Origin of the sequence: Maribacter sp. UBA3344 (genome assembly GCF_002362375.1) — a bacterium.
Classification (GTDB): Bacteria; Bacteroidota; Bacteroidia; order Flavobacteriales; family Flavobacteriaceae; genus Maribacter; species Maribacter dokdonensis.
On sequence record NZ_DERI01000009.1, the window covers coordinates 294430 to 313402 of the forward strand.

At 35.8% G+C, this 18973-nt stretch carries 19 protein-coding genes; 10 read left to right on the forward strand and 9 right to left on the reverse strand.

The features are described from left to right. Positions 1 to 107: 107 nt before the first annotated feature. A complete protein-coding gene (locus B2Z27_RS06405) occupies positions 108 to 620 on the reverse strand; it encodes an RNA polymerase sigma factor (RefSeq protein WP_058104315.1) in 513 nt (170 codons plus the stop codon). Positions 621 to 726: 106 nt separating this feature from the next. On the opposite strand from B2Z27_RS06405, the gene B2Z27_RS06410 reads away from it, so the two are divergent. The 3 genes from B2Z27_RS06410 to B2Z27_RS06420 all read left to right on the forward strand — a co-directional run bounded on the left by B2Z27_RS06410 (position 727) and on the right by B2Z27_RS06420 (position 4989). Beyond that, positions 727 to 2499 carry a hypothetical protein gene (locus B2Z27_RS06410; protein WP_286812984.1) on the forward strand — a complete coding sequence of 591 codons (1773 nt, stop codon included), beginning with the start codon at positions 727 to 729 and terminating at the stop codon, positions 2497 to 2499. Between the two features lie 234 nt (positions 2500 to 2733). After that, positions 2734 to 4071 carry a signal recognition particle protein gene (gene ffh / locus B2Z27_RS06415; RefSeq protein ID WP_058103796.1) on the forward strand — a complete coding sequence of 446 codons (1338 nt, stop codon included), beginning with the start codon at positions 2734 to 2736 and terminating at the stop codon, positions 4069 to 4071. A gap of 33 nt (positions 4072 to 4104) precedes the next feature. Next, positions 4105 to 4989 (forward strand): bifunctional 5,10-methylenetetrahydrofolate dehydrogenase/5,10-methenyltetrahydrofolate cyclohydrolase, encoded by an 885-nt coding sequence (locus B2Z27_RS06420; protein WP_058103795.1) that lies wholly within the window; start codon positions 4105 to 4107, stop codon positions 4987 to 4989. 20 nt (positions 4990 to 5009) lie between these two features. Here B2Z27_RS06420 and B2Z27_RS06425 read toward each other — a convergent pair whose 3' ends face one another. Further along, the gene (locus tag B2Z27_RS06425; protein WP_286812985.1) at positions 5010 to 5186 is read right to left on the reverse strand and encodes a hypothetical protein; all 177 of its coding nucleotides are present in this window, start codon (positions 5184 to 5186) and stop codon (positions 5010 to 5012) included. Positions 5187 to 5399: 213 nt separating this feature from the next. Between B2Z27_RS06425 and B2Z27_RS06430 the strand changes: the two genes are divergently transcribed. From B2Z27_RS06430 to B2Z27_RS06445, 4 genes are all read left to right on the forward strand, one after another. After that, positions 5400 to 6452, forward strand: a complete 1053-nt coding sequence (locus tag B2Z27_RS06430) for a sensor histidine kinase (RefSeq protein ID WP_286812986.1) — start codon at positions 5400 to 5402, stop codon at positions 6450 to 6452. A gap of 108 nt (positions 6453 to 6560) precedes the next feature. Beyond that, positions 6561 to 8291 (forward strand): alpha/beta hydrolase-fold protein, encoded by a 1731-nt coding sequence (locus tag B2Z27_RS06435; RefSeq protein WP_286812987.1) that lies wholly within the window; start codon positions 6561 to 6563, stop codon positions 8289 to 8291. Positions 8292 to 8431: 140 nt separating this feature from the next. Beyond that, on the forward strand, positions 8432 to 9403 hold the full coding sequence (locus tag B2Z27_RS06440) for an aldo/keto reductase (protein ID WP_286812988.1): 972 nt from the start codon (positions 8432 to 8434) through the stop codon (positions 9401 to 9403). Positions 9404 to 9612: 209 nt separating this feature from the next. After that, positions 9613 to 11250, forward strand: coding sequence for a hypothetical protein (locus B2Z27_RS06445; RefSeq protein WP_286812989.1), 1638 nt, complete (start codon positions 9613 to 9615; stop codon positions 11248 to 11250). A 188-nt stretch (positions 11251 to 11438) separates the two neighbouring features. Here the strand turns inward: B2Z27_RS06445 and B2Z27_RS06450 are convergent, their stop codons facing one another. From B2Z27_RS06450 to B2Z27_RS06470, 5 genes are all read right to left on the reverse strand, one after another. Beyond that, positions 11439 to 11864: a VOC family protein gene (locus B2Z27_RS06450; protein WP_286812990.1), complete on the reverse strand. Its 426-nt coding sequence runs from the start codon at positions 11862 to 11864 to the stop codon at positions 11439 to 11441. 2 nt (positions 11865 to 11866) lie between these two features. Next, a complete protein-coding gene (locus B2Z27_RS06455; protein ID WP_058103789.1) occupies positions 11867 to 12118 on the reverse strand; it encodes a DUF7218 family protein in 252 nt (83 codons plus the stop codon). A 58-nt stretch (positions 12119 to 12176) separates the two neighbouring features. Further along, positions 12177 to 13016 carry an alpha/beta fold hydrolase gene (locus B2Z27_RS06460; protein ID WP_210706480.1) on the reverse strand — a complete coding sequence of 280 codons (840 nt, stop codon included), beginning with the start codon at positions 13014 to 13016 and terminating at the stop codon, positions 12177 to 12179. 65 nt (positions 13017 to 13081) lie between these two features. Continuing rightward, positions 13082 to 13636, reverse strand: coding sequence for a hypothetical protein (locus B2Z27_RS06465; protein ID WP_058103787.1), 555 nt, complete (start codon positions 13634 to 13636; stop codon positions 13082 to 13084). Positions 13637 to 13639: 3 nt separating this feature from the next. Beyond that, positions 13640 to 15145: a helicase HerA-like domain-containing protein gene (locus B2Z27_RS06470; protein WP_091606556.1), complete on the reverse strand. Its 1506-nt coding sequence runs from the start codon at positions 15143 to 15145 to the stop codon at positions 13640 to 13642. 170 nt (positions 15146 to 15315) lie between these two features. Between B2Z27_RS06470 and B2Z27_RS06475 the strand changes: the two genes are divergently transcribed. Then, the gene (locus B2Z27_RS06475) at positions 15316 to 15948 is read left to right on the forward strand and encodes a 7-carboxy-7-deazaguanine synthase QueE (RefSeq protein ID WP_286812992.1); all 633 of its coding nucleotides are present in this window, start codon (positions 15316 to 15318) and stop codon (positions 15946 to 15948) included. 12 nt (positions 15949 to 15960) lie between these two features. Here the strand turns inward: B2Z27_RS06475 and B2Z27_RS06480 are convergent, their stop codons facing one another. Continuing rightward, positions 15961 to 16872, reverse strand: coding sequence for a hypothetical protein (locus B2Z27_RS06480; protein WP_286812993.1), 912 nt, complete (start codon positions 16870 to 16872; stop codon positions 15961 to 15963). A 44-nt stretch (positions 16873 to 16916) separates the two neighbouring features. Further along, positions 16917 to 17630, reverse strand: a complete 714-nt coding sequence (locus B2Z27_RS06485) for a class I SAM-dependent methyltransferase (RefSeq protein WP_286812995.1) — start codon at positions 17628 to 17630, stop codon at positions 16917 to 16919. A 75-nt stretch (positions 17631 to 17705) separates the two neighbouring features. Between B2Z27_RS06485 and B2Z27_RS06490 the strand changes: the two genes are divergently transcribed. Together B2Z27_RS06490 and B2Z27_RS06495 are read left to right on the forward strand one after the other, a co-directional pair. Then, complete coding sequence (locus tag B2Z27_RS06490) at positions 17706 to 18197, forward strand: YkgJ family cysteine cluster protein (RefSeq protein WP_058103782.1); 492 nt, start codon at positions 17706 to 17708, stop codon at positions 18195 to 18197. A gap of 25 nt (positions 18198 to 18222) precedes the next feature. Further along, positions 18223 to 18945, forward strand: coding sequence for a tRNA-uridine aminocarboxypropyltransferase (locus B2Z27_RS06495; protein WP_286812996.1), 723 nt, complete (start codon positions 18223 to 18225; stop codon positions 18943 to 18945). Positions 18946 to 18973: the final 28 nt, after the last annotated feature.

Consider the following 18973-nt stretch of genomic DNA (forward strand, 5'->3'; position numbering starts at 1 on the left):
ATTTTAAATTTTCACTTAATACTTTGTACTCCTTACTTAATACTATTTTTATCCTAACTCCTAACTCCTAACTCCTAACTCCTAACTCCTAACTCCTAACTTATAACCTATATCCCATCTATCTGCTCCCTTAAACTTTTTAGAGCCAAGTGCATTCTTTTTTCGATTGCCTTTACGCTCACTTTTTCCATTTCGGCAATTTCCGCATATTTTTTACCGTCTATTCTATTTAATAAAAAAGTAGTGCGTTGATTGTCTGGTAAGCTGTTCAACGCGTTGTCCAATTTTTCCTTAAATTGATTCTCCTCCATGATGAACTCCGGAGATTCATTAGTAGTCTTTAAGGTTTGGTCTGCGTACTTTAATCGTACTTTTTCAGCTTTAATAACATTTAAGTATAAGTTATTGGCTACCGTGTATAGGTAAGATTTTGCTTTTTCTGGGGCAACTTTAGCACAATTTTCCCAAAGTTTCACAAATGCCTCTTGAACGGCATCATGAGCTTTTTCTTCATTGCCAAATTTGTAATAAATATAATTGAAGATGGTTTTAGACGTTTCATTAAAAACGCTCTTATACACCAACTCTTCGCAAACGTTCAAATGTTTTTCAGTGTTCAATTCATAACTTTTTATCAAAGATATCCGAAAAAAAACAAAAAAGAAGGTAGGGTATTTTTTAAGTCGGTTGTTTTAGAAACATAATAACAAACAATACCAAGTCATTATGAAAAAGATTTTTAATTATGCAATGTATGTTAGCCTACTAACTATTGCACTTAGTTTTACTGCATGTCAAGATGAATTTGAAGAAATCAATACAGGTGAAGAGCCACAGGCAATAACTGCAAGTTCTTCCACTGCAGATTTAATACAACGTACCAGTTCTAATGATGGTTCTGGTGATAATATAGTAGATGGTACTAGTTGCTTTGAAATCAATTTCCCGTACGCTGTTGAGGTAAACGGAATTCCATTGACTATTGATTCTGAGGAAGATATAGAGCAAATAGAAGATATATTCGATAGTATAGACGATGATGAAAATCTATTGGACATTATTTTTCCTATTACGGTAACATCAGGTGATTTTACCGAGATTACCATTAATGGTTTAGAAGATCTACGTGATTTAGCGACCGACTGTAAAGAAGGTGGCGACGATGATGATATAGAATGTATAGATTTTGTGTATCCAATGACCATGTTCACCTTTAATGTCAACTTAGAACAAACAAATACCGTAGAAGTGTCTAGTGATCGTGAGTTACGTTTGTTCTTTAAAGATTTGGATGACGATAGTTTGGTAAGTTTTGATTTTCCTGTGACACTTAAGTTACATGATGAAACAACCATTGTTGTTGAAAGCAATCAAGAATTGGCAATTGCTATTGAAAATGCAAAAGACGATTGTGATGAAGACGACGATGATGATTACAATGACGATGACTTTAATGAAGATGAGTTTAAAGAAGAACTTGTTGAATGTGTTTGGTTCGTAACAGATTTTATACGAAACGATGTGGATCAGACGCCTCAATATGTAAATTATATATTAAACTTTAAAGAAGATGGTACCGTAGTAACCGGTTTTAGAGGAGCTACAACGGTAGAAGGTACTTGGAGCAGTACGGTGGGCGATGATGGCGCTAAATTAACCATTGATTTTGAGTCTAATACTGATTTTAATTTAGAGTGGACGGTATATGACTTAGGTGATGATCAAATTAAGTTATATAATGATGCCGGTAACAGAATTATAATGAAACAATTCTGTGAAGAAGACTTGCTGGAAATAACGGTTGAAGATCTTAGAGAGACTTTAAGAGATTGTTCTTGGGTTATTAAAAGAGTTAAAAATAACGGAGATCATATCAATAGGTTACTAGGTGGTGAATTTGAATTTCAAGCGGAAGGTGTAATTACGTTGACCAACAATGCAACTGTTACTGAGGGTACTTGGGAAATTACTACAAATGCAGAAGGCCGTTTTGTGGTTGCCATTACTATGGGTGATGAAGGTGCCGTGAGTTTTGAATGGTTGTTAACAGATTTAAAAGACCGAATAATTAAGTTCAACGTCGAAGAAACTTTTTATGAATTGGTCATCGTTAAAAAATGTTTGGTGGATGACGATGTGGAAGAAGATATCACTTTCATTAAGAATATTTTTGATAATGCAGCTTGGGAGGTAGCTTACTTCGCAGAAAATAACGATGTGTCAACAGCTCTTTATGCAGATGTAAAGTTATATATGGAGAATGATGGTACCTTGGAAGTAAGAGACCTAAACGGAGACGTTTTCAGTACTGGAAATTGGTTTGTGTATAGAAACGCCTTTACCGGTAAACTAGAAATGATTATTTCTTTTGAAACAGGCAGTAATTACTTGCCATTGGCAAATGATTATCAAATTCTTGAGATCGAGGAAACTAGGATTGAGCTAAAGCATGAAAATGAGACAGGTTTTTATGATCAACTGGTCTTAGAAAGAGAGTAAGATTAAAACATCCAGAAATATACCGTCAACAGTAAAGAGTTGGGCCTCTTTGGCGGTATTGATGGAGGTTTTATTTTGGGAATTTTTGAAAATGTAATTCCTTTTTTGCCCCACAACTAAGTTAAGAGCATCCATTTTAGTATGGGTGCTCTTTTTGTTTTGTATATTTTGTGGTACTTGCTACCGAATTAGCATTGATATTATTAAATTTGTAGCCCCTTAAAAAAGAAAAGAATGTTCGATAATTTAAGCGATAAGCTAGATAAGGCTTTACATGTACTAAAAGGTCATGGTCAAATTACAGAAATAAATGTTGCGGAGACTACCAAAGAAGTACGCCGTGCCTTATTAGATGCCGATGTAAACTTTAAAATTGCCAAGGAATTTACCAATAGGGTTAAAGAGAAGGCATTGGGGCAAAACGTATTAACGACCTTACAGCCAGGTCAGTTAATGGTGAAAATTGTTAAAGATGAACTTACCCAGTTAATGGGTGGTGAGTCAGAGGGTATAAATTTATCGGGTAAACCATCGGTAATATTGATGTCCGGTTTGCAGGGTTCCGGTAAAACTACGTTTTCTGGAAAGCTTGCAAATTTTCTAAAAACCAAAAAATCAAAGAACCCATTATTGGTAGCCTGTGATGTGTATCGCCCGGCGGCAATAGATCAATTGCATGTAGTAGGTGAGCAAATAGGGGTTCCAGTATATTCGGACAGGGATAATACCGATCCTGTAGCTATCGCAAAAGCTGGTATTGCAAAGGCAAAAGCGGATGGTAACAATGTTGTTATAATTGATACCGCAGGTCGTTTGGCGGTAGATGATAAAATGATGGCAGAGATATCTGACATACATAAAGCCATTGAACCTCAAGAAACATTGTTCGTTGTAGATTCTATGACAGGGCAAGATGCTGTGAATACGGCAAAAGCTTTCAACGATATCTTGAACTTTGATGGGGTTATATTAACAAAATTAGATGGTGATACCCGTGGTGGTGCGGCAATATCCATTAAGTCTGTAGTTGATAAACCAATTAAGTTTATTGGTACTGGTGAGAAGATGGAAGCAATTGATGTTTTTCATCCATCACGTATGGCAGACCGTATTTTGGGTATGGGTGATGTAATATCACTTGTAGAAAGAGCTCAAGAACAGTTCGATGAAGAAGAGGCTCGAAAGATCCAAAAGAAAATTGCAAAGAATAAATTCGGTTTCGATGATTTCCTTAGCCAAATTCAGCAAATCAAGAAAATGGGTAATATGAAAGACCTTATGGGGATGATACCTGGTGCAGGTAAAGCCCTTAAAGGTTTGGATATTGATGATGATGCCTTTAAGCATATTGAGGCGATCATATATTCAATGACGCCAGATGAACGTTCTACACCATCTAAATTAAATGCCAGTAGAAAAAAACGTATTGCAAAAGGTTCCGGTAGGGAAGTTCAAGAGATCAATCAATTGTTAAAGCAATTTGATCAAATGAGCAAGATGATGAAAATGATGCAAGGCGGTGGCGGTAAAAAGATGATGCAGATGATGGGCGCCATGAAAGGAATGAAATAATAAGCGAACAACACAACTAAAAAAGAGACGGATATGGAATTATTGGATGGTAAAAAAGTATCCAATCAAATAAAGGAAGAAATCAAGGCTGAGGTTGCCAAGATGAAAGAGCGTGGTGAAAAAGTACCACATTTAGCGGCAATAATTGTTGGTAGTGACGGTGCCAGTTTAACCTATGTTGGTAGTAAAGTGCGTTCTTGTGAGCGTATTGGTTTTGAATCTACGTTAATTCAAATGCCCAGTACCACTTCTGAACAAGAATTATTGAACAAGATCAAGGAATTGAACGTTGATGATGATATCGATGGTTTTATTGTTCAATTGCCTTTGCCGGAACAAATAGATACCCAAAAGGTAATTATGGCCGTTGATCCAGATAAGGATGTTGACGGATTTCACCCTACCAACTTCGGTAAAATGGCTTTGGATATGAGTACGTTCATACCCGCAACACCATTTGGTATTCTAGAATTATTGGAGCGTTATAAAGTTGATACCAAGGGTAAGCATACCGTAGTTATTGGTCGTAGCCATATTGTAGGTAGGCCAATGAGTATTTTAATGGGTAGAAAAGGTTGGCCCGGTAACTCTACGGTGACCTTAACTCATAGTCACACTAAAAATATTACCCAGATTATTTCTCAAGCGGATATTGTAATTTCAGCTCTAGGTGTACCTAATTTTTTAAAGGCGGAGATGGTAAAAGATGATGCCGTAGTTATAGACGTAGGTATTACAAGAGTGCCAGATGATACAAAAGAAAAAGGGTACTATATAACCGGTGATGTTGATTTTGAAAACGTTAGTAAAAAAGCGTCATATATTACACCTGTACCAGGTGGGGTTGGTCCTATGACGATTGCCATGTTGTTGAAAAACACTTTACTGGCTCGTGAGAGACATAGAAGTAGAAACTAGTATCTAATAAAATGATGAAATCAGCCTTGCGGAACAATCGCAGGGCTTTTTTTATGCAGGTAGTTTTTTATCACTGCTCCGGTTTCTGTAGTGTCATTTGGGGTTAAAATATCAATATCGTTGCTGTCATCATAATCGCAGCTTGCAATGATGGTTATAGAACAACTTAATATAATCACGTAAATTACTTTTTTCATAACAACTACGTTTAATGTTAACACCCAATGTTTAACTAAAACGTTCTTATCTTTAATATGGTATGTTTTCAAACCCAAATAATTAATGTATAAGAGACCGTTAGGTTGTTAAATTTTCATAAGTATTTATTAGGCTGACAGATATTTGTCTATGTTTAGCAGAGGTTTAGGTGATTAGCAATCGCTTAGGCTTCTTTTTGACACTTCTAGAATATGAAATTGAACCATTTTTTTGATGCATCCATAGATATGCTTTGTATAGCTAATTATGATGGATACTTTGAAGATGTAAATCCGGCATTTATCAAACTACTAGGGTATGATAAAGAAGAATTAATGTCCAGAAAAATTAATGATTTTGTTTTTGAAGAGGATAAAGAGGTAACGCAACAGACAAGGGCTAGCTTGCACGAAAACAAAAAATTAATCAGTTTTCAAAATAGGTATGTGACCAAGAGCGGCGGTGTGGTATGGTTATCTTGGAGCGCAGTACCGGTAGATAGTGAAAAACTTGTTTATGCTATAGCCAAGGACATTACCCATGAAATGAATTTAAAGAATGCTAGAATTCTTGAATTTGCAAAAATGAAAACGGTCAATGATGATCTGGTAAGGCTAAATTATACTACTTCACATGATTTAAGGGCGCCATTAAATAACTTAATTTCCCTTTTTGATGTTCTCGATTACAATGTCCTAGATGATGATACGCTACAGATTTTGAGATACATGGAGATTTCCGCCAAGGGGGTGAAAGAGTCTTTGGAGAATTATTTAAAATTAATTGAAAATGCACGTAAAGGGCTAAACACATTAACGGAGATTTATTTTGATCATGTACTTACCAAAACCCAAAACGTATTAAGTTCGATTATCAAGAATTCTAGAACCTCAATTTCTTATGATTTTACACTTTGCAAAAGTGTTTTGTTCGATAATTCTTATATGGAAAGTATCTTCTTGAACTTAATTACCAATGCTATTAAGTATACTATTCCTGGTGAAGCACCAAGAATTGAAATTAAAACGGAATTTGTAGATGGTAAAATAGTTCTATATTTTAAAGATTATGGTCAAGGCTTTGACATGATTAAAAATGGCAGCAAGATTTTTGGTTTAAATGAACGTTTTAATACCGAACAAGATGGCAAAGGCGTAGGTCTTTATTTAATACATAATCAAATTAATAGTCTAGGCGGTACGATTACGGTAGATAGCGAGCTAAATAAAGGGGCTTTGTTTACTATTGTTTTTCCTACGCAATAATTTTTACTGTCCGGTATTATTATCTTGGTAAATATGGCATAATAATGTTTCTGAATATCCACTTGAGTGGTTTCATTAATTATCTTTAAGCATGTAAATTTATTTGCCATGATAAAACAAGTAATAGCAGTAGCATTGGTAATAGGTCTTTTTATAAGTTGTGAAAAGGTTGTAGAGCCTGTTCATACTATACAAGTATCTTTTAGTAATGATATTGGTCAAGAATCTATAGATGGTCGTTTATTGCTAATGTTATCGTCTGATGATAGTGATGAACCTCGATTTCAAATCAATGACGGACTCAACACTCAACTCATTTTCGGTATGAATGTAGAGAATTGGGTTCAAGATTCTGTATTGACCTTTGATGAATCTGTGTTTGGTTACCCTTATGAAAGTTTAAAAGATGTACCGCCAGGGGAGTATAATGTGCAGGCACTTCTTAATGTATATGAAACGTTTAACCTTTCTACCGGCCATACCGTAAAGTTGCCTATGGATAATGGCGAGGGACAACAATGGAATAAATCACCAGGTAATTTATATAGCAAGCCTTTTAAGATAAGGGTTGCGAGCAACGGGTTTGAAAATGTGTCTGTAGAACTAGATCAGGTGATTCCGCCCATTGAAGAACCAAAAGATACCGAGTGGATCAAGCATATAAAGGTGAAATCTGAAAAATTATCCGAGTTCTGGGGGAGGGATATCTATTTAGGGGCTCATGTATTGTTGCCTAAGGGATTTAACGAGCATCCGGAGGCCAGGTACCCATTGATGGTTTTTCACGGTCATTATCCTTCGGATTTTGGCGGATTTAGAACTACACCACCAGACCCTAATTTAAAGCCAGAGTATTCTGAGCGTTTTAGTTTAGAAGGGTATAATATTATTCAACAGCAAGAAGCCTACGATTTTTACAAACGATGGAACGAGCCCGATTTTCCTCGCTTTTTAATTATTGAAATTCAACACCCAACTCCATATTATGATGATTCATATGCCGTAAATTCTGCTAGTCAAGGTCCTTATGGAGATGCTATTACCTATGAACTTATTCCTGAAATTGAAAAACAGTTCAGGGGCATGGGAGATGGGTGGTCTCGTTTTCTATACGGCGGATCAACCGGCGGTTGGGAAGCTTTGGCGGTACAGGTCAAATATCCGGAGGAATACAATGGTTGTTTTGCGGCATGCCCCGATCCTATAGATTTTAGGGCGTATACCTTGACCAATATTTATGAAGATGAAAATGCATATTACTATCCAAGCGCGCATAAAAAATTAGAAGTACCCTCACATAGAAATTACTTAGGGCAAATTCAATCTACCTTAAGACAGGGAAATCACTTAGAGTTGGTGTTGGGCGATAAATCTAGATCAGGGCAACAATGGGATATTTGGGAAGCAACTTATTCCCCACAGGGCAAAGATGGCTATCCTGAAAGAATTTGGGATAAAATGACAGGAGATATAGATCATGAGGTTGCCGAGTATTGGAAAGAGAATTTTGATTTAAGACATATTCTTGAACGTGATTGGGATAAACTGGGCGATAACTTAAAAGGTAAAATTCATATCTATTGTGGTGATATGGATAATTACTACTTAAACAATGCTGTCTACCTAATGGAAGATTTTCTTGAAAGCACAACAGATCCTTATTATGAAGGCGAAGTAAAATACGGTGACCGTGATGAACATTGCTGGAACGGTGATCCTGATCAACCCAATGCCATAACGCGCCTACGTTACAATAGTATGTATGTGCCAAAGATTATGGAGCGTATTGAGAAAAGTGCTCCAAAAGATGCCGATTTAACAAGTTGGAGGTATAAGTAATGCTAGTTGTGCAGTCAAAATAAGGATGTCACTTCGAGTGAATTTTGAGGCACGAAAAATTAGTATCGAGAAGCGTTTCTGTATACAAAGATGCTTGTCGCTATTTAAAATATGTATAATAACTATAGTGTAAAGATGTAATGAAATACAGAAGATTCGGAAGAACAGATTGGCAGGTAAGCGAAGTTGGATATGGAATGTGGGGAATGGCCGGTTGGACGGCAAGTGATGACGCGCAATCTGCAAAATCGTTGGATTTGGCAGTTGAAAACGGCGTCAATTTCTTTGATACCGCTTGGGGATACGGAGAAGGTCATAGTGAGGAGCTGTTGGGCGAGTTGGTAAAAAGACACCCTTCCAAGAAATTATACACGGCTAGTAAAATTCCACCTAAAAATTTTCAGTGGCCAGCAAAGCCAGAATATGCTTTTGAGGAATCTTATCCTACGGAGCATATTATGGAATACACCCATAAGACTTTAAAGAATTTAGGGTTGGAGCAAATAGATCTTATGCAATTTCATACTTGGGATGATGGTTGGAGCGACAGAGAAGAATGGCAACGTGCTATTGAAGATTTAAAAATTTCGGGTAAAGTTGCTGCAATGGGCATTAGTATGAATCGTTGGGAACCGGAAAATGGAATAAAAGCCTTAAAAACAGGAATGTTAGATGCCGTTCAGGTCATTTATAACATATTCGATCAAGCGCCAGTAGATAATTTATTTCCACTTTGTAAAGCGTTGGATATCGCAACCATTGCACGCGTACCTTTTGATGAAGGAACTTTGACAGGAACTATGACGAAGGAAACTACGTTCCCTGAAGGTGACTGGCGAGGTACCTATTTTGTTCCTGAGAATTTGATTTCTTCGGTAGAGCATGCCGATGCTTTAAGACCGCTAATTCCTGAAGGTATGACCATGGCAGAAATGGCATTGCGTTTTATACTAATGAACGATAATGTTGGTACTACCATACCCGGTATGCGTAAACAACGCAATGTTTTGGCGAATACGGCCACTAGTGATGGCAAATTGTTATCTAACGAATTGTACGAAGAATTGAAAAAGCACCGTTGGGATAGAGTGCCTACTTCTTGGTCGCAGTAGTAATTATATTTAGTACTTGAAGTTAAATAATATTATGCTCATGTTAAATATTTTGAAACAGTTCTGTCGGTTATTTTAATGGTTTAAAATCAATAAGCATTAAGTATCGAACTTAACTACACAATACAAGTTTATTAATAAACGTTCTTTTGTGTACATTAAATTTGTAAATGCTTTATAATTAAAATTCAACTTCAGACAAGAATAATATGCTCCGCTATCCTCTACGTTTACTTATTGCTTTAATAGTATTTGTCACTGTTGCCTGCGATCCAGAAGAAAACATCAGTGAATTTAATGGAGAAGATGAGAATGCTCCAAAAATTACCGTCAAAGGTTTTACAACAGAAATTGAAGTTGTCACTCAAATAACTATTGAGATAAATGATGATTCAGAAATTGTAAGCAACAGGCTAATAGTAAATGGAGAAGAAATACTAGAAAATTCGGATAAGAATTTTAAGTTTGATATAAATCCTTTTGACTATCCTGTAGGTGAAAATAAATTTGTTTTTTATTCTGTAGATGAAGATGGCAATGAAACTAAATTTGAAAATACTACGATAATTAAAAAATTTTTAGCAAGTATTGCTTCTCCCTACTTAATCGGTAATGGTAGAGTTTTTATTTCGGCAAATAGCATGTCTGGTGAATTATTAACTAATGTAGAAGTTTTCAAGGATTTTGAAAATGTAAAGTTGTATGCAGGTGATAATTTCACGGAACAACCTATTATAGTAACCTCATATGTCTTGTTAGGTGAAGATAATGGAGTTTTTTCAGAGATAAAATCTATTTTTAATATCGAACCAGGAACTAACTTAATTGAATATCAAAAAAAATCTGGAACTTTTACGGAAAACACTTACAACCCTACTAGCCCTACGGAATATTTTTCGATTGAAGTTCAAGACTTCGAATTTGAAAATATAGCTAATTCTCTTCTTGGAAATTATAGAAATGGTTGGGATACTTATGCTCAAGTCTTTACTACTGAGGTTGTAGAAGAATTAAATGGTTTTAAAAGTAATTTGTTTGGAAATGTTTCAAGAAGCGCGAATGTCGAGGATATTTTACTTCATACTACAAACTCGACTTTAAATTCTAGTTTTGATAAAATAAAGTTAGAAGACTATAGGTATTTGTTTATAAATACATCTAATGAACAGTCAATTTCATTCTCCCAATTTTTACCTCCTAATGATATAGGGTATATTTATTTGCCTGATAATGTAGAAAGATACTCATTATCTGTTACTGGATTCAAGGATGAATCGGCAATGAATCAGCAAAACTATTCAACTATGTTTTCTGAGTCACCACGTAATTTCAATAAAAATACTGTTGAAATTCCTTTAATAAATGAATTTGGCTTAATAATAAGTAAGATTTCTTTTCCTGTAAATGCTTATACTACTATGGAAGCTTCTGTAGTTGGAGAAAAAACTATTGAAATTCCTGATTGGAGTGGGCAAAAAAATGGAGAATTAATCACTTTGAATGGCGATTTCGATTTATTCCATTTGCTAACAATAAAAAGATTGCCAGTTAATAATAAAACAGTGAGATGGGAATATTTCCATAAAAATGAAAATGAGGTTAACCTTAATATTAAATCGTTTGAATTTCCTGAAGTCATAAAATCCCTTGCTTCGGCTAGTTTTTTTGAATTAGAATCAATTAAAACACCAGATATAGAAAATGTCACCTTCATAGGTTCCTCGGGAAATTTAGACTATGAACAATTATTGTTTGGAAATAATGGTTTAATTCCTAGGCCTTACAATGCAGGTCCTGTAGATATTTTTAGACTAAGTACAATATTGAATTCATCTAACGGTAATTGATTTTGGGTTAAGTAATATTTTTTATCTAAAGATTTTGCTGAGTCATTTATTTTGACAAATAATATTTTTATGGGATTGTTGAATGTAATTGAGTATTTATGTATCAGACTTTAAAAGAGAAACAGTTATCATATTTCAAGGTAAATCTATAGTGTTAAGATTGCCATCATAAATATTTAAATTAAAGATCACTTCGCAAACAACTGTCCCATATCTTTAAAAGCTTTAAACTCTAAAGCATTGCCCGCTGGGTCATAAAAAAACATGGTGGCTTGCTCTCCTGTTTTACCCGCAAAACGTACATAAGGCTCAATGACGAATTGTACACCTTTGGATTTTAGCTCTTCTGAAAAGCTTAGAAAAGTATCCCAAGGCAATACTACTCCGTAATGTGGTACGGGTACATCATGACCGTCAACGGGGTTGTGATGTACGGTTTCGGTTTCAGATTTAGGCTTGTAGTGTATCACCAATTGATGTCCGAATAAATTGAAATCTACCCAGTGGTCGCTACTACGGCCTTCTTCACAATTCAATATTTCTCTGTAAAAAGTTCTACATTCCGCTAAGTTGTGTACAGGAATGGCAATGTGAAAAGGTGTAACGTTTTGCATATTCAGTTGTTTCTTAATGCTGAAATTAACTCTTTTTTATTCATTTTAGAACGTCCTTCAATACCAATTTTCTTCGCTTGTTCGTAAAGCTCATCTTTTGTTCTGTCTTCATAAGTAGATGCTTTACCACCTTTTTTGCCCGCATTTTCAGTATTGGCGATTCTAGCTGCTTTTTCCTTGCTATAGCCCTTGTCTACCAATGCTTCATATTGCTCTTCGTTTTTAATTTGCGGTATGTTATTTGATTTTGCCATTTTTTATTTTAAAAATAAATAATTAATGGTCTGTGAACGTGCTGTATACAATTAGAAATTACTCCGCTAAAAAGGAAATGATTTTGTCGTTGACCTCATCTTGGTGCATGGAGTGTCCAAATCCCTCAGTGCTTATAAATTCACTCCCTTTCCAATGTTTATGTACATCAACAGATGCATGGTAAGGTGCAATTTTATCAAATCGATCATGAAAGAGCAATCCTTTTTTAGTATTGTTCTCAACAAATTTGGCACTTGAAAATTCATCTGTTGTAAAATTGAATTTTTTATGTACAAATTTTTTGAGAGCGTTAACGACCTTACTGTTTAGACCAAGAAGGTTTTTGTAATGCGTTAGTATTTCATGAAATTCAGAAGGTGAACCTATGGTTACCATTTTTTCTAAAACTAAATTTGGATTTTGATACTCATTGTACAAAATGGTCATACCTCCCATAGAATGCCCTATCGCAACTGTGGGCTTGTATTTTTGTAACATGACCTGTACAAATTCAGCGTATAATGGGGCATGAAGTATTTTCCCTGTAGAATATCCATGGGCAGGGGCATCAAATGCAATGATATTGTAATTTTCCTTTTGTAGTTTTTCAATAAGTTTATGCCATCGCCATGTATTGCTTTCCCAGCCATGTACCAATAATACTGTTTCATTATTTCCAGGCCAGTTATAAACTTGTATTTTGCGATCACCCGTGGTAATGACTTCTAATTTGGCATTGTCCAAGTATTGTTTTTGATTTGGCAAGACCCTGCCTTTTCGTACGGTTGCAAATACCGTAAAAGCTTTGTAGGCAGTTTTCTTTGGAGCAAACCAAACTAGAATATTAAAGTATAGACCGTATAGTTTAGGAATAAGTTTTTGAAGAAATAAGGGCACCTATGAGTTTTTTGAAATTAGTAAGTATTGATGTGGTAATCACTGTTTAATTGTAGGGTATACTGTTAGTCCCAGCCAATCATCATATATTTTACTTTTGCGTTATCAGGTATTTGTACTTCCTCAATATTATTATTGGCATTATATCTAAGACTTTCGGGCAACTCTTTTTTATCTATGGTAAAATAAAGGTCATTGTCTTTTAACAATACCACTACATTGTTAAGAGAAGTAATAATCTTTTTTATGGAATAGTTTTCACGAATCTCTTTAAATGTGCTCATTTTAGAGATGCCCTTGTCGGTTTCAAATCTTTCATCGTTAACAAGTACGTTTTGTATAGTGGCTATACTATCGTTATTAGGTGTTAAGGTCAAAAGCAAAGCCCCACCTTTTTCATAGATTTTGATTTTACTGGCGCCATTGCCAAAATTTAGTTTAACGGTATCTTGAACTACAGAGTCTTTTTCAAAAATTAACTCTATATCTCTTGCCAAGCTTTCTTTTGATAATTTGCCAACTTGGTTGCCGGTAATTTTAAAATCATTGTTCTGTTGATCGGCACAACTAGTTGCTAGTATGCAACAAATAATCAATATAAGGGTATATCTAAACTTCATAGGTTATCTCATCACTTTTTTTAATACTCCAAGTACACCTCTTATAAATGTAGCGCTGGTTAACACCTTTATTACGGGGTTTTGTCTGGTACTGGCTCTTTTGGTGGTCTTGCGCGCAGCAGGTTTGTTTTTTTCTTTTTCCGCTAACTTTTCGGCAGTTTCTATTTTCTCGTTCAAAATTTCATAGGCACTTTCCCTATCGATTATTTCACCGTATTTCTTAACCAAAGAAGAGCTGTTGACTACTTCGTCCAATTCTTTTTTTGTTAAAACATCCATACGGCTCATTGGTGCACGTAGTAAGGTTGCGGCAAGTGGGGTAGGTCTACCTTTTTCATCTAAAGCTGAAATTAATGCTTCGCCTATACCAAGGGAAGTCAACACTTCTTTAGTATCGTAATATTCAGATTCCGGATAGTTCTCTGCCGTTAGCTTGATAGCCTTTCTGTCCCTAGCGGTAAACGCTCTTAACGCATGCTGAACTTTTAGCCCTAATTGAGATAAGACATCATTTGGTACATCTGTAGGGTTTTGGGTTACAAAATATAAACCTATTCCTTTTGAACGAATTAGTTTTACAATACTCTCTATTTGATCTAACAGTGCTTTTGAAGCTTCCTTGAAAATAAGGTGGGCTTCATCTATGAACAAAATTAATTCTGGTTTGTCACTATCACCTTGTTCAGGGAAGGTATCGTAGATTTCTGCAAGTAAGCTCAACATAAAAGTAGAGAAAAGCTTAGGTCTATCTTGAATATCGGTCAGTCGTAATATATTGATATAGCCTCGTCCTTCATCATCTATTCGGGTAAGGTCGTTTACATCAAAAGATTTTTCACCAAAGAACAATTCAGCACCTTGCTGTTCCAGCTCAATGATCTTTCTAAGAATTGCACCGGTAGAGCTTGTGGATATTCTACCATATTCCTTGGTGAATTCTGCTTTGCCAGTACCCGTTGCGTATTGTAATACCTTTTTAAAATCTTTTAGGTCCAATAGGGGCATTTTTTGGTCATCGCAATATTTGAATACCACGGACACAATGCCAGATTGAGTTTCGGAAAGGTCTAGTATTCTTGATAACAGCACAGGACCAAATTCGGAAACTGTGGCTCTCAATTTTACGCCATCTTGCTCTGACAACGAAAGTATTTCTACGGGAAAACTACTGGCCTCAAAGGGGAAGCCTATTTTTTCATGGCGCTCGTCTATTTTTGCATGACCGGGACTAGGTTGTGCCAATCCACTTAAATCACCTTTAAGGTCCATCAACATTACCGGAATACCCTTGTCAGATAAATTTTCTGCCAAAACCTGTAATGTTTTTGTTTTTCCTGTACCGGTAGCTCCGGCAATAAGCCCGTGCCTATTTAAGGTTTTTAAAGGTATTTTTACGAAGGCATTTTTTACGGCTTCACCATTTAACATGGCAGCGCCCATATTTATATAATCGCCCTTTGTGGCATATCCTTTTTCTATATGGTCAAAAAAATCTTCGGTACCGGCCATTTTCTATATTTTCGATAAAAATAGGGCATTTTTCACCAAACCAAAAAACAACATCACCCTTAAATATCACTACTTTTTAACATTGTACGCGCCTATAGTACTAGTCTAAGGCAGAATTAACCATCATGTTCTTCTTATATAAATTGTGAACTAAAGCGTATCTTTGCCGAATGAAAAATGAGGAGGTACTGGAGAAAGTGAATAAAGGGGTGTATTTACCCTTAATGGAAGAGTTTTATACCATACAGGGTGAAGGATTCCATAAGGGAACTGCAGCTTATTTTATTCGTGTTGGTGGATGCGATGTAGGCTGCCATTGGTGTGATGTGAAAGAAAGCTGGAATGCAGAAACACATCCGCCTACGGCCATTGAGCATATTGTGGATAATGCCGCCAAATATTCAGATACCATTGTCATTACCGGAGGAGAGCCATTAATGTGGGATATGAACCCCATTACCATGGCCTTAAAGGAAAAGGGGCTAAAGACCCATATTGAAACTTCGGGTGCATATACCTTATCGGGTGAGTGGGATTGGATCTGCCTGTCACCAAAGAAAAATAAATTACCGGAAGGTCGTATCTATGACGAAGCGCATGAGCTTAAAGTAATTATCTATAACAAACACGATTTAATTTTTGCCGAGGAGCAAGCAGCCAAAACCAATGCAAATTGTATTTTGTACTTACAGCCCGAATGGAGTGTTAGAGACAAGGTGGTTCCAATGATCGTAGATTATGTAATGAACAATCCCAAATGGAAAGTATCTTTACAGACCCATAAATACCTTAATATTCCTTAACTGATTTTTTGCTTATTGGCGACCGCCATTTGCTTGTATATCTAATAAACATTCTGGGTCTAAACCTACTGTGGCAACACCTTTTGCAGTGTTTTGCTGTAAAAGATGTAATACGGTGGCTCCAGATAAAGTACAACCGGATGTTATACCGGCCTCATACTTGGCCAAAGCATTTGAGGATAAAGATTTTCCTGATGAACCTCCAAATTGTAATTCTGCTCGCATAAGGCATCCCTCTTGATTACAATGGTTATCACCCACTAATTGACCATCTTCGTTTTCAGATTGAGATTGGTGGTCATTGACCATTTCAGTACCTAAATCCACTAACCCGAACAAATGCCCAAATTCATGGTTTAGGGTAGTTGTTTCCACATCGCTCTCGTTGATCGATGCACTTAGACTAGCCAATTCCCTAACGGTAACCTCATGAATGATCATTGAAGTGTTTCTATATACCGAGCCTAGGGTTACTAAACCTCCATCAAGATCATCACCTTCCGCAGGGGCATCGGCAAAATAAATATAAATTGCCAAAGTGCTGCCCGTATTGAATACGGTTCTGTTAGAAGTTTCTAAATCTGCAATTTCTTGAAGGGTAAGTTCGTCTTCTGACGGACTGGATAGTTCATTGTAAACCAATTCAATATCTTCTTTGAACGTATGCTGTTTCAAGTAATCGGTGAATTGGGTCATAGCTGACTCCGTTGGTCTGAAACCACTTACGTAAGCTATCTCTATTAAAAGTTTGTCAAAATTGTCATTTGAAAGTATATCAAAGGCAGAATCTCCTGTTGCCAAAAGATTACCGCTCTTATCCACTTGTGTTGTAGCGTTAACATCTTCAGAATCAGAAGAGCTTTTAGAGCAAGAAAAGGTAAATAGTAGAATACCTAACAGCAATAAACCTTTGTATTTGGTCATAATAATATATGTATGCATAGGATAACGAAAAAAAAGTTGACCTATTACTTCATATGGGTCAATCTTGCTAAATAGTCGTAATGTTCGCCTTCCATTACAAGATTACATGTTAAATTGCTATAATTTGCAGCCCTTTGTAGCGTGTTGTAATCAACATAGAGCCAAGGGAAAGTAGTGCTTTTTTCGTTTTTATATTCCATACTAAAGTTCACTTCACCGTAGTAATTAACATTATCGGGTATCCAATAACCACCATCTTCGTCATTTTCGAACATGTAGATAATATCGCTGGAGTCTAAAAGAATTTGTCCGTTCTCATTAAGTAGTGACTTTAGCTTATTGAAAAAGGGTTCTAAGCCGTTTAAAGTACCTGCTAAACCAACGCCATTCATCAAAATGAGAATAGTATCGTACTTATCTCCTTCGTATTTTAAAAGTTCTGAATGTGCGGTGCTTTTAAGTCCACGTTGCTTGCTTACGGATATTGCACCTTCCGATGCATCTAAACCAGTGACCAATAAACCTTTTTCCTGTAAATATAGACCGTGGCTACCTGCGCCACAACCAACGTCCAGAACCTTGCCTTTACATAATTTCAGAGCTTTTTGTTCAATTTTAGGCATTTCCCCAAAATTTCTGAACATATAGGGTAATGGTAATACATCTTCTTCTTCAAGCGAAGAATAGGTGATGATATCTTCTGAATAATTACCTTGTTGATAATCTAAGAGCGCTGTTCCTAAAATGTCCTTGTCCAAAATTCTAGTATTTCTGTCTGCAAAAGTCTCGCTTTTTGGTACTACTTTCCTAGTTTTGAAGAATTAATTTGATACATGGAAGAGGTTTTACGTCTATTGCCCAAAAAGGCAAGGGAAAAACATAATGAAAATAAAAAGTTCTTTGCCAAACTAAGGAAAAAACCGCCAAAAGATTTGGACTATACCATGCAAGAGCTGCATGAGGCGGAATTTGAACGTACCGATTGCCTAACCTGTGCCAATTGCTGTAAAACTACAGGGCCGTTGTTTACCAATGCAGATGTGGAACGAATTTCAAAATCTTTCCGAATGAAACCACAGAAGTTCATTGAAAGCTATTTGCGTATAGATGAGGAGAACGATTATGTGTTACAGCAAGTACCATGTACTTTTTTGGGAGCGGATAATTATTGTTCTATCTATGATGTACGCCCAAAAGCATGTCGAGAATTTCCGCATACGGATAGAAAGAAGTTTCAGCAAATTAGTAATCTTACCTTAAAAAATGTGGCTATTTGTCCTGCTGCTTATAATATTGTAGAGGAGATGAAGAAGTTGATGAAGTAAGTAGAATATTGAAAATAAATTAAGATTGCTGGTTGATATAAATAATCCAAGAGTAAAATGTTACCAATGCATTAGACCTTCAAGTACCTGTATTTGTAAACATATTAGTGCCGTAAAAACTAAAACACGTTTCATTATTTTAATGCACCCTAAGGAGTATAAAAAGGAAAGGAACGGTACAGGCTACATGACGAATCTTCAACTTGAAAATTCTGAAATAATAGTGGGCGTAGATTTTAGTTATAATACTCGTGTAAATGAATTACTGGACAGTAATGAAAATTCATTTTTACTTTACCCGGGTAAAAACAGTTTTAACCTATCTCAAAGAAGTAGTGCTGAAATGCATAATTTTATAGGTAATGGTGCAAATATCTTCATTCTCGATGGTACCTGGCCCTGTGCTAGAAAGATGCTTAAATTGAGTAAGAACCTGCAAAAGTTAAATAGGGTTAGTTTTGATAATAGCATAGCATCAAAATTCATCATCAAACAACAACCAGAAGCACTTTGTCTTAGCACCATAGAATCGGTCTATACCGTTTTAAACTTGTTGAATAAAGGAACGATTGAACAATGTGATACGGCGGACTTCCTAGTCCCGTTTGAAAAAATGATTGAACATCAACTTGATTATATGCTAAACCCAAATAGTAAAAATTATCGCTATGGTGCTAGTTTAGAGATTGCTCCCAAAATCAGGTATAAGACAAATACCGAAAGAAATGTTGTTTTTGAATTAGATTAGCTAATAGTTTTTTATTTACCTCAGATAT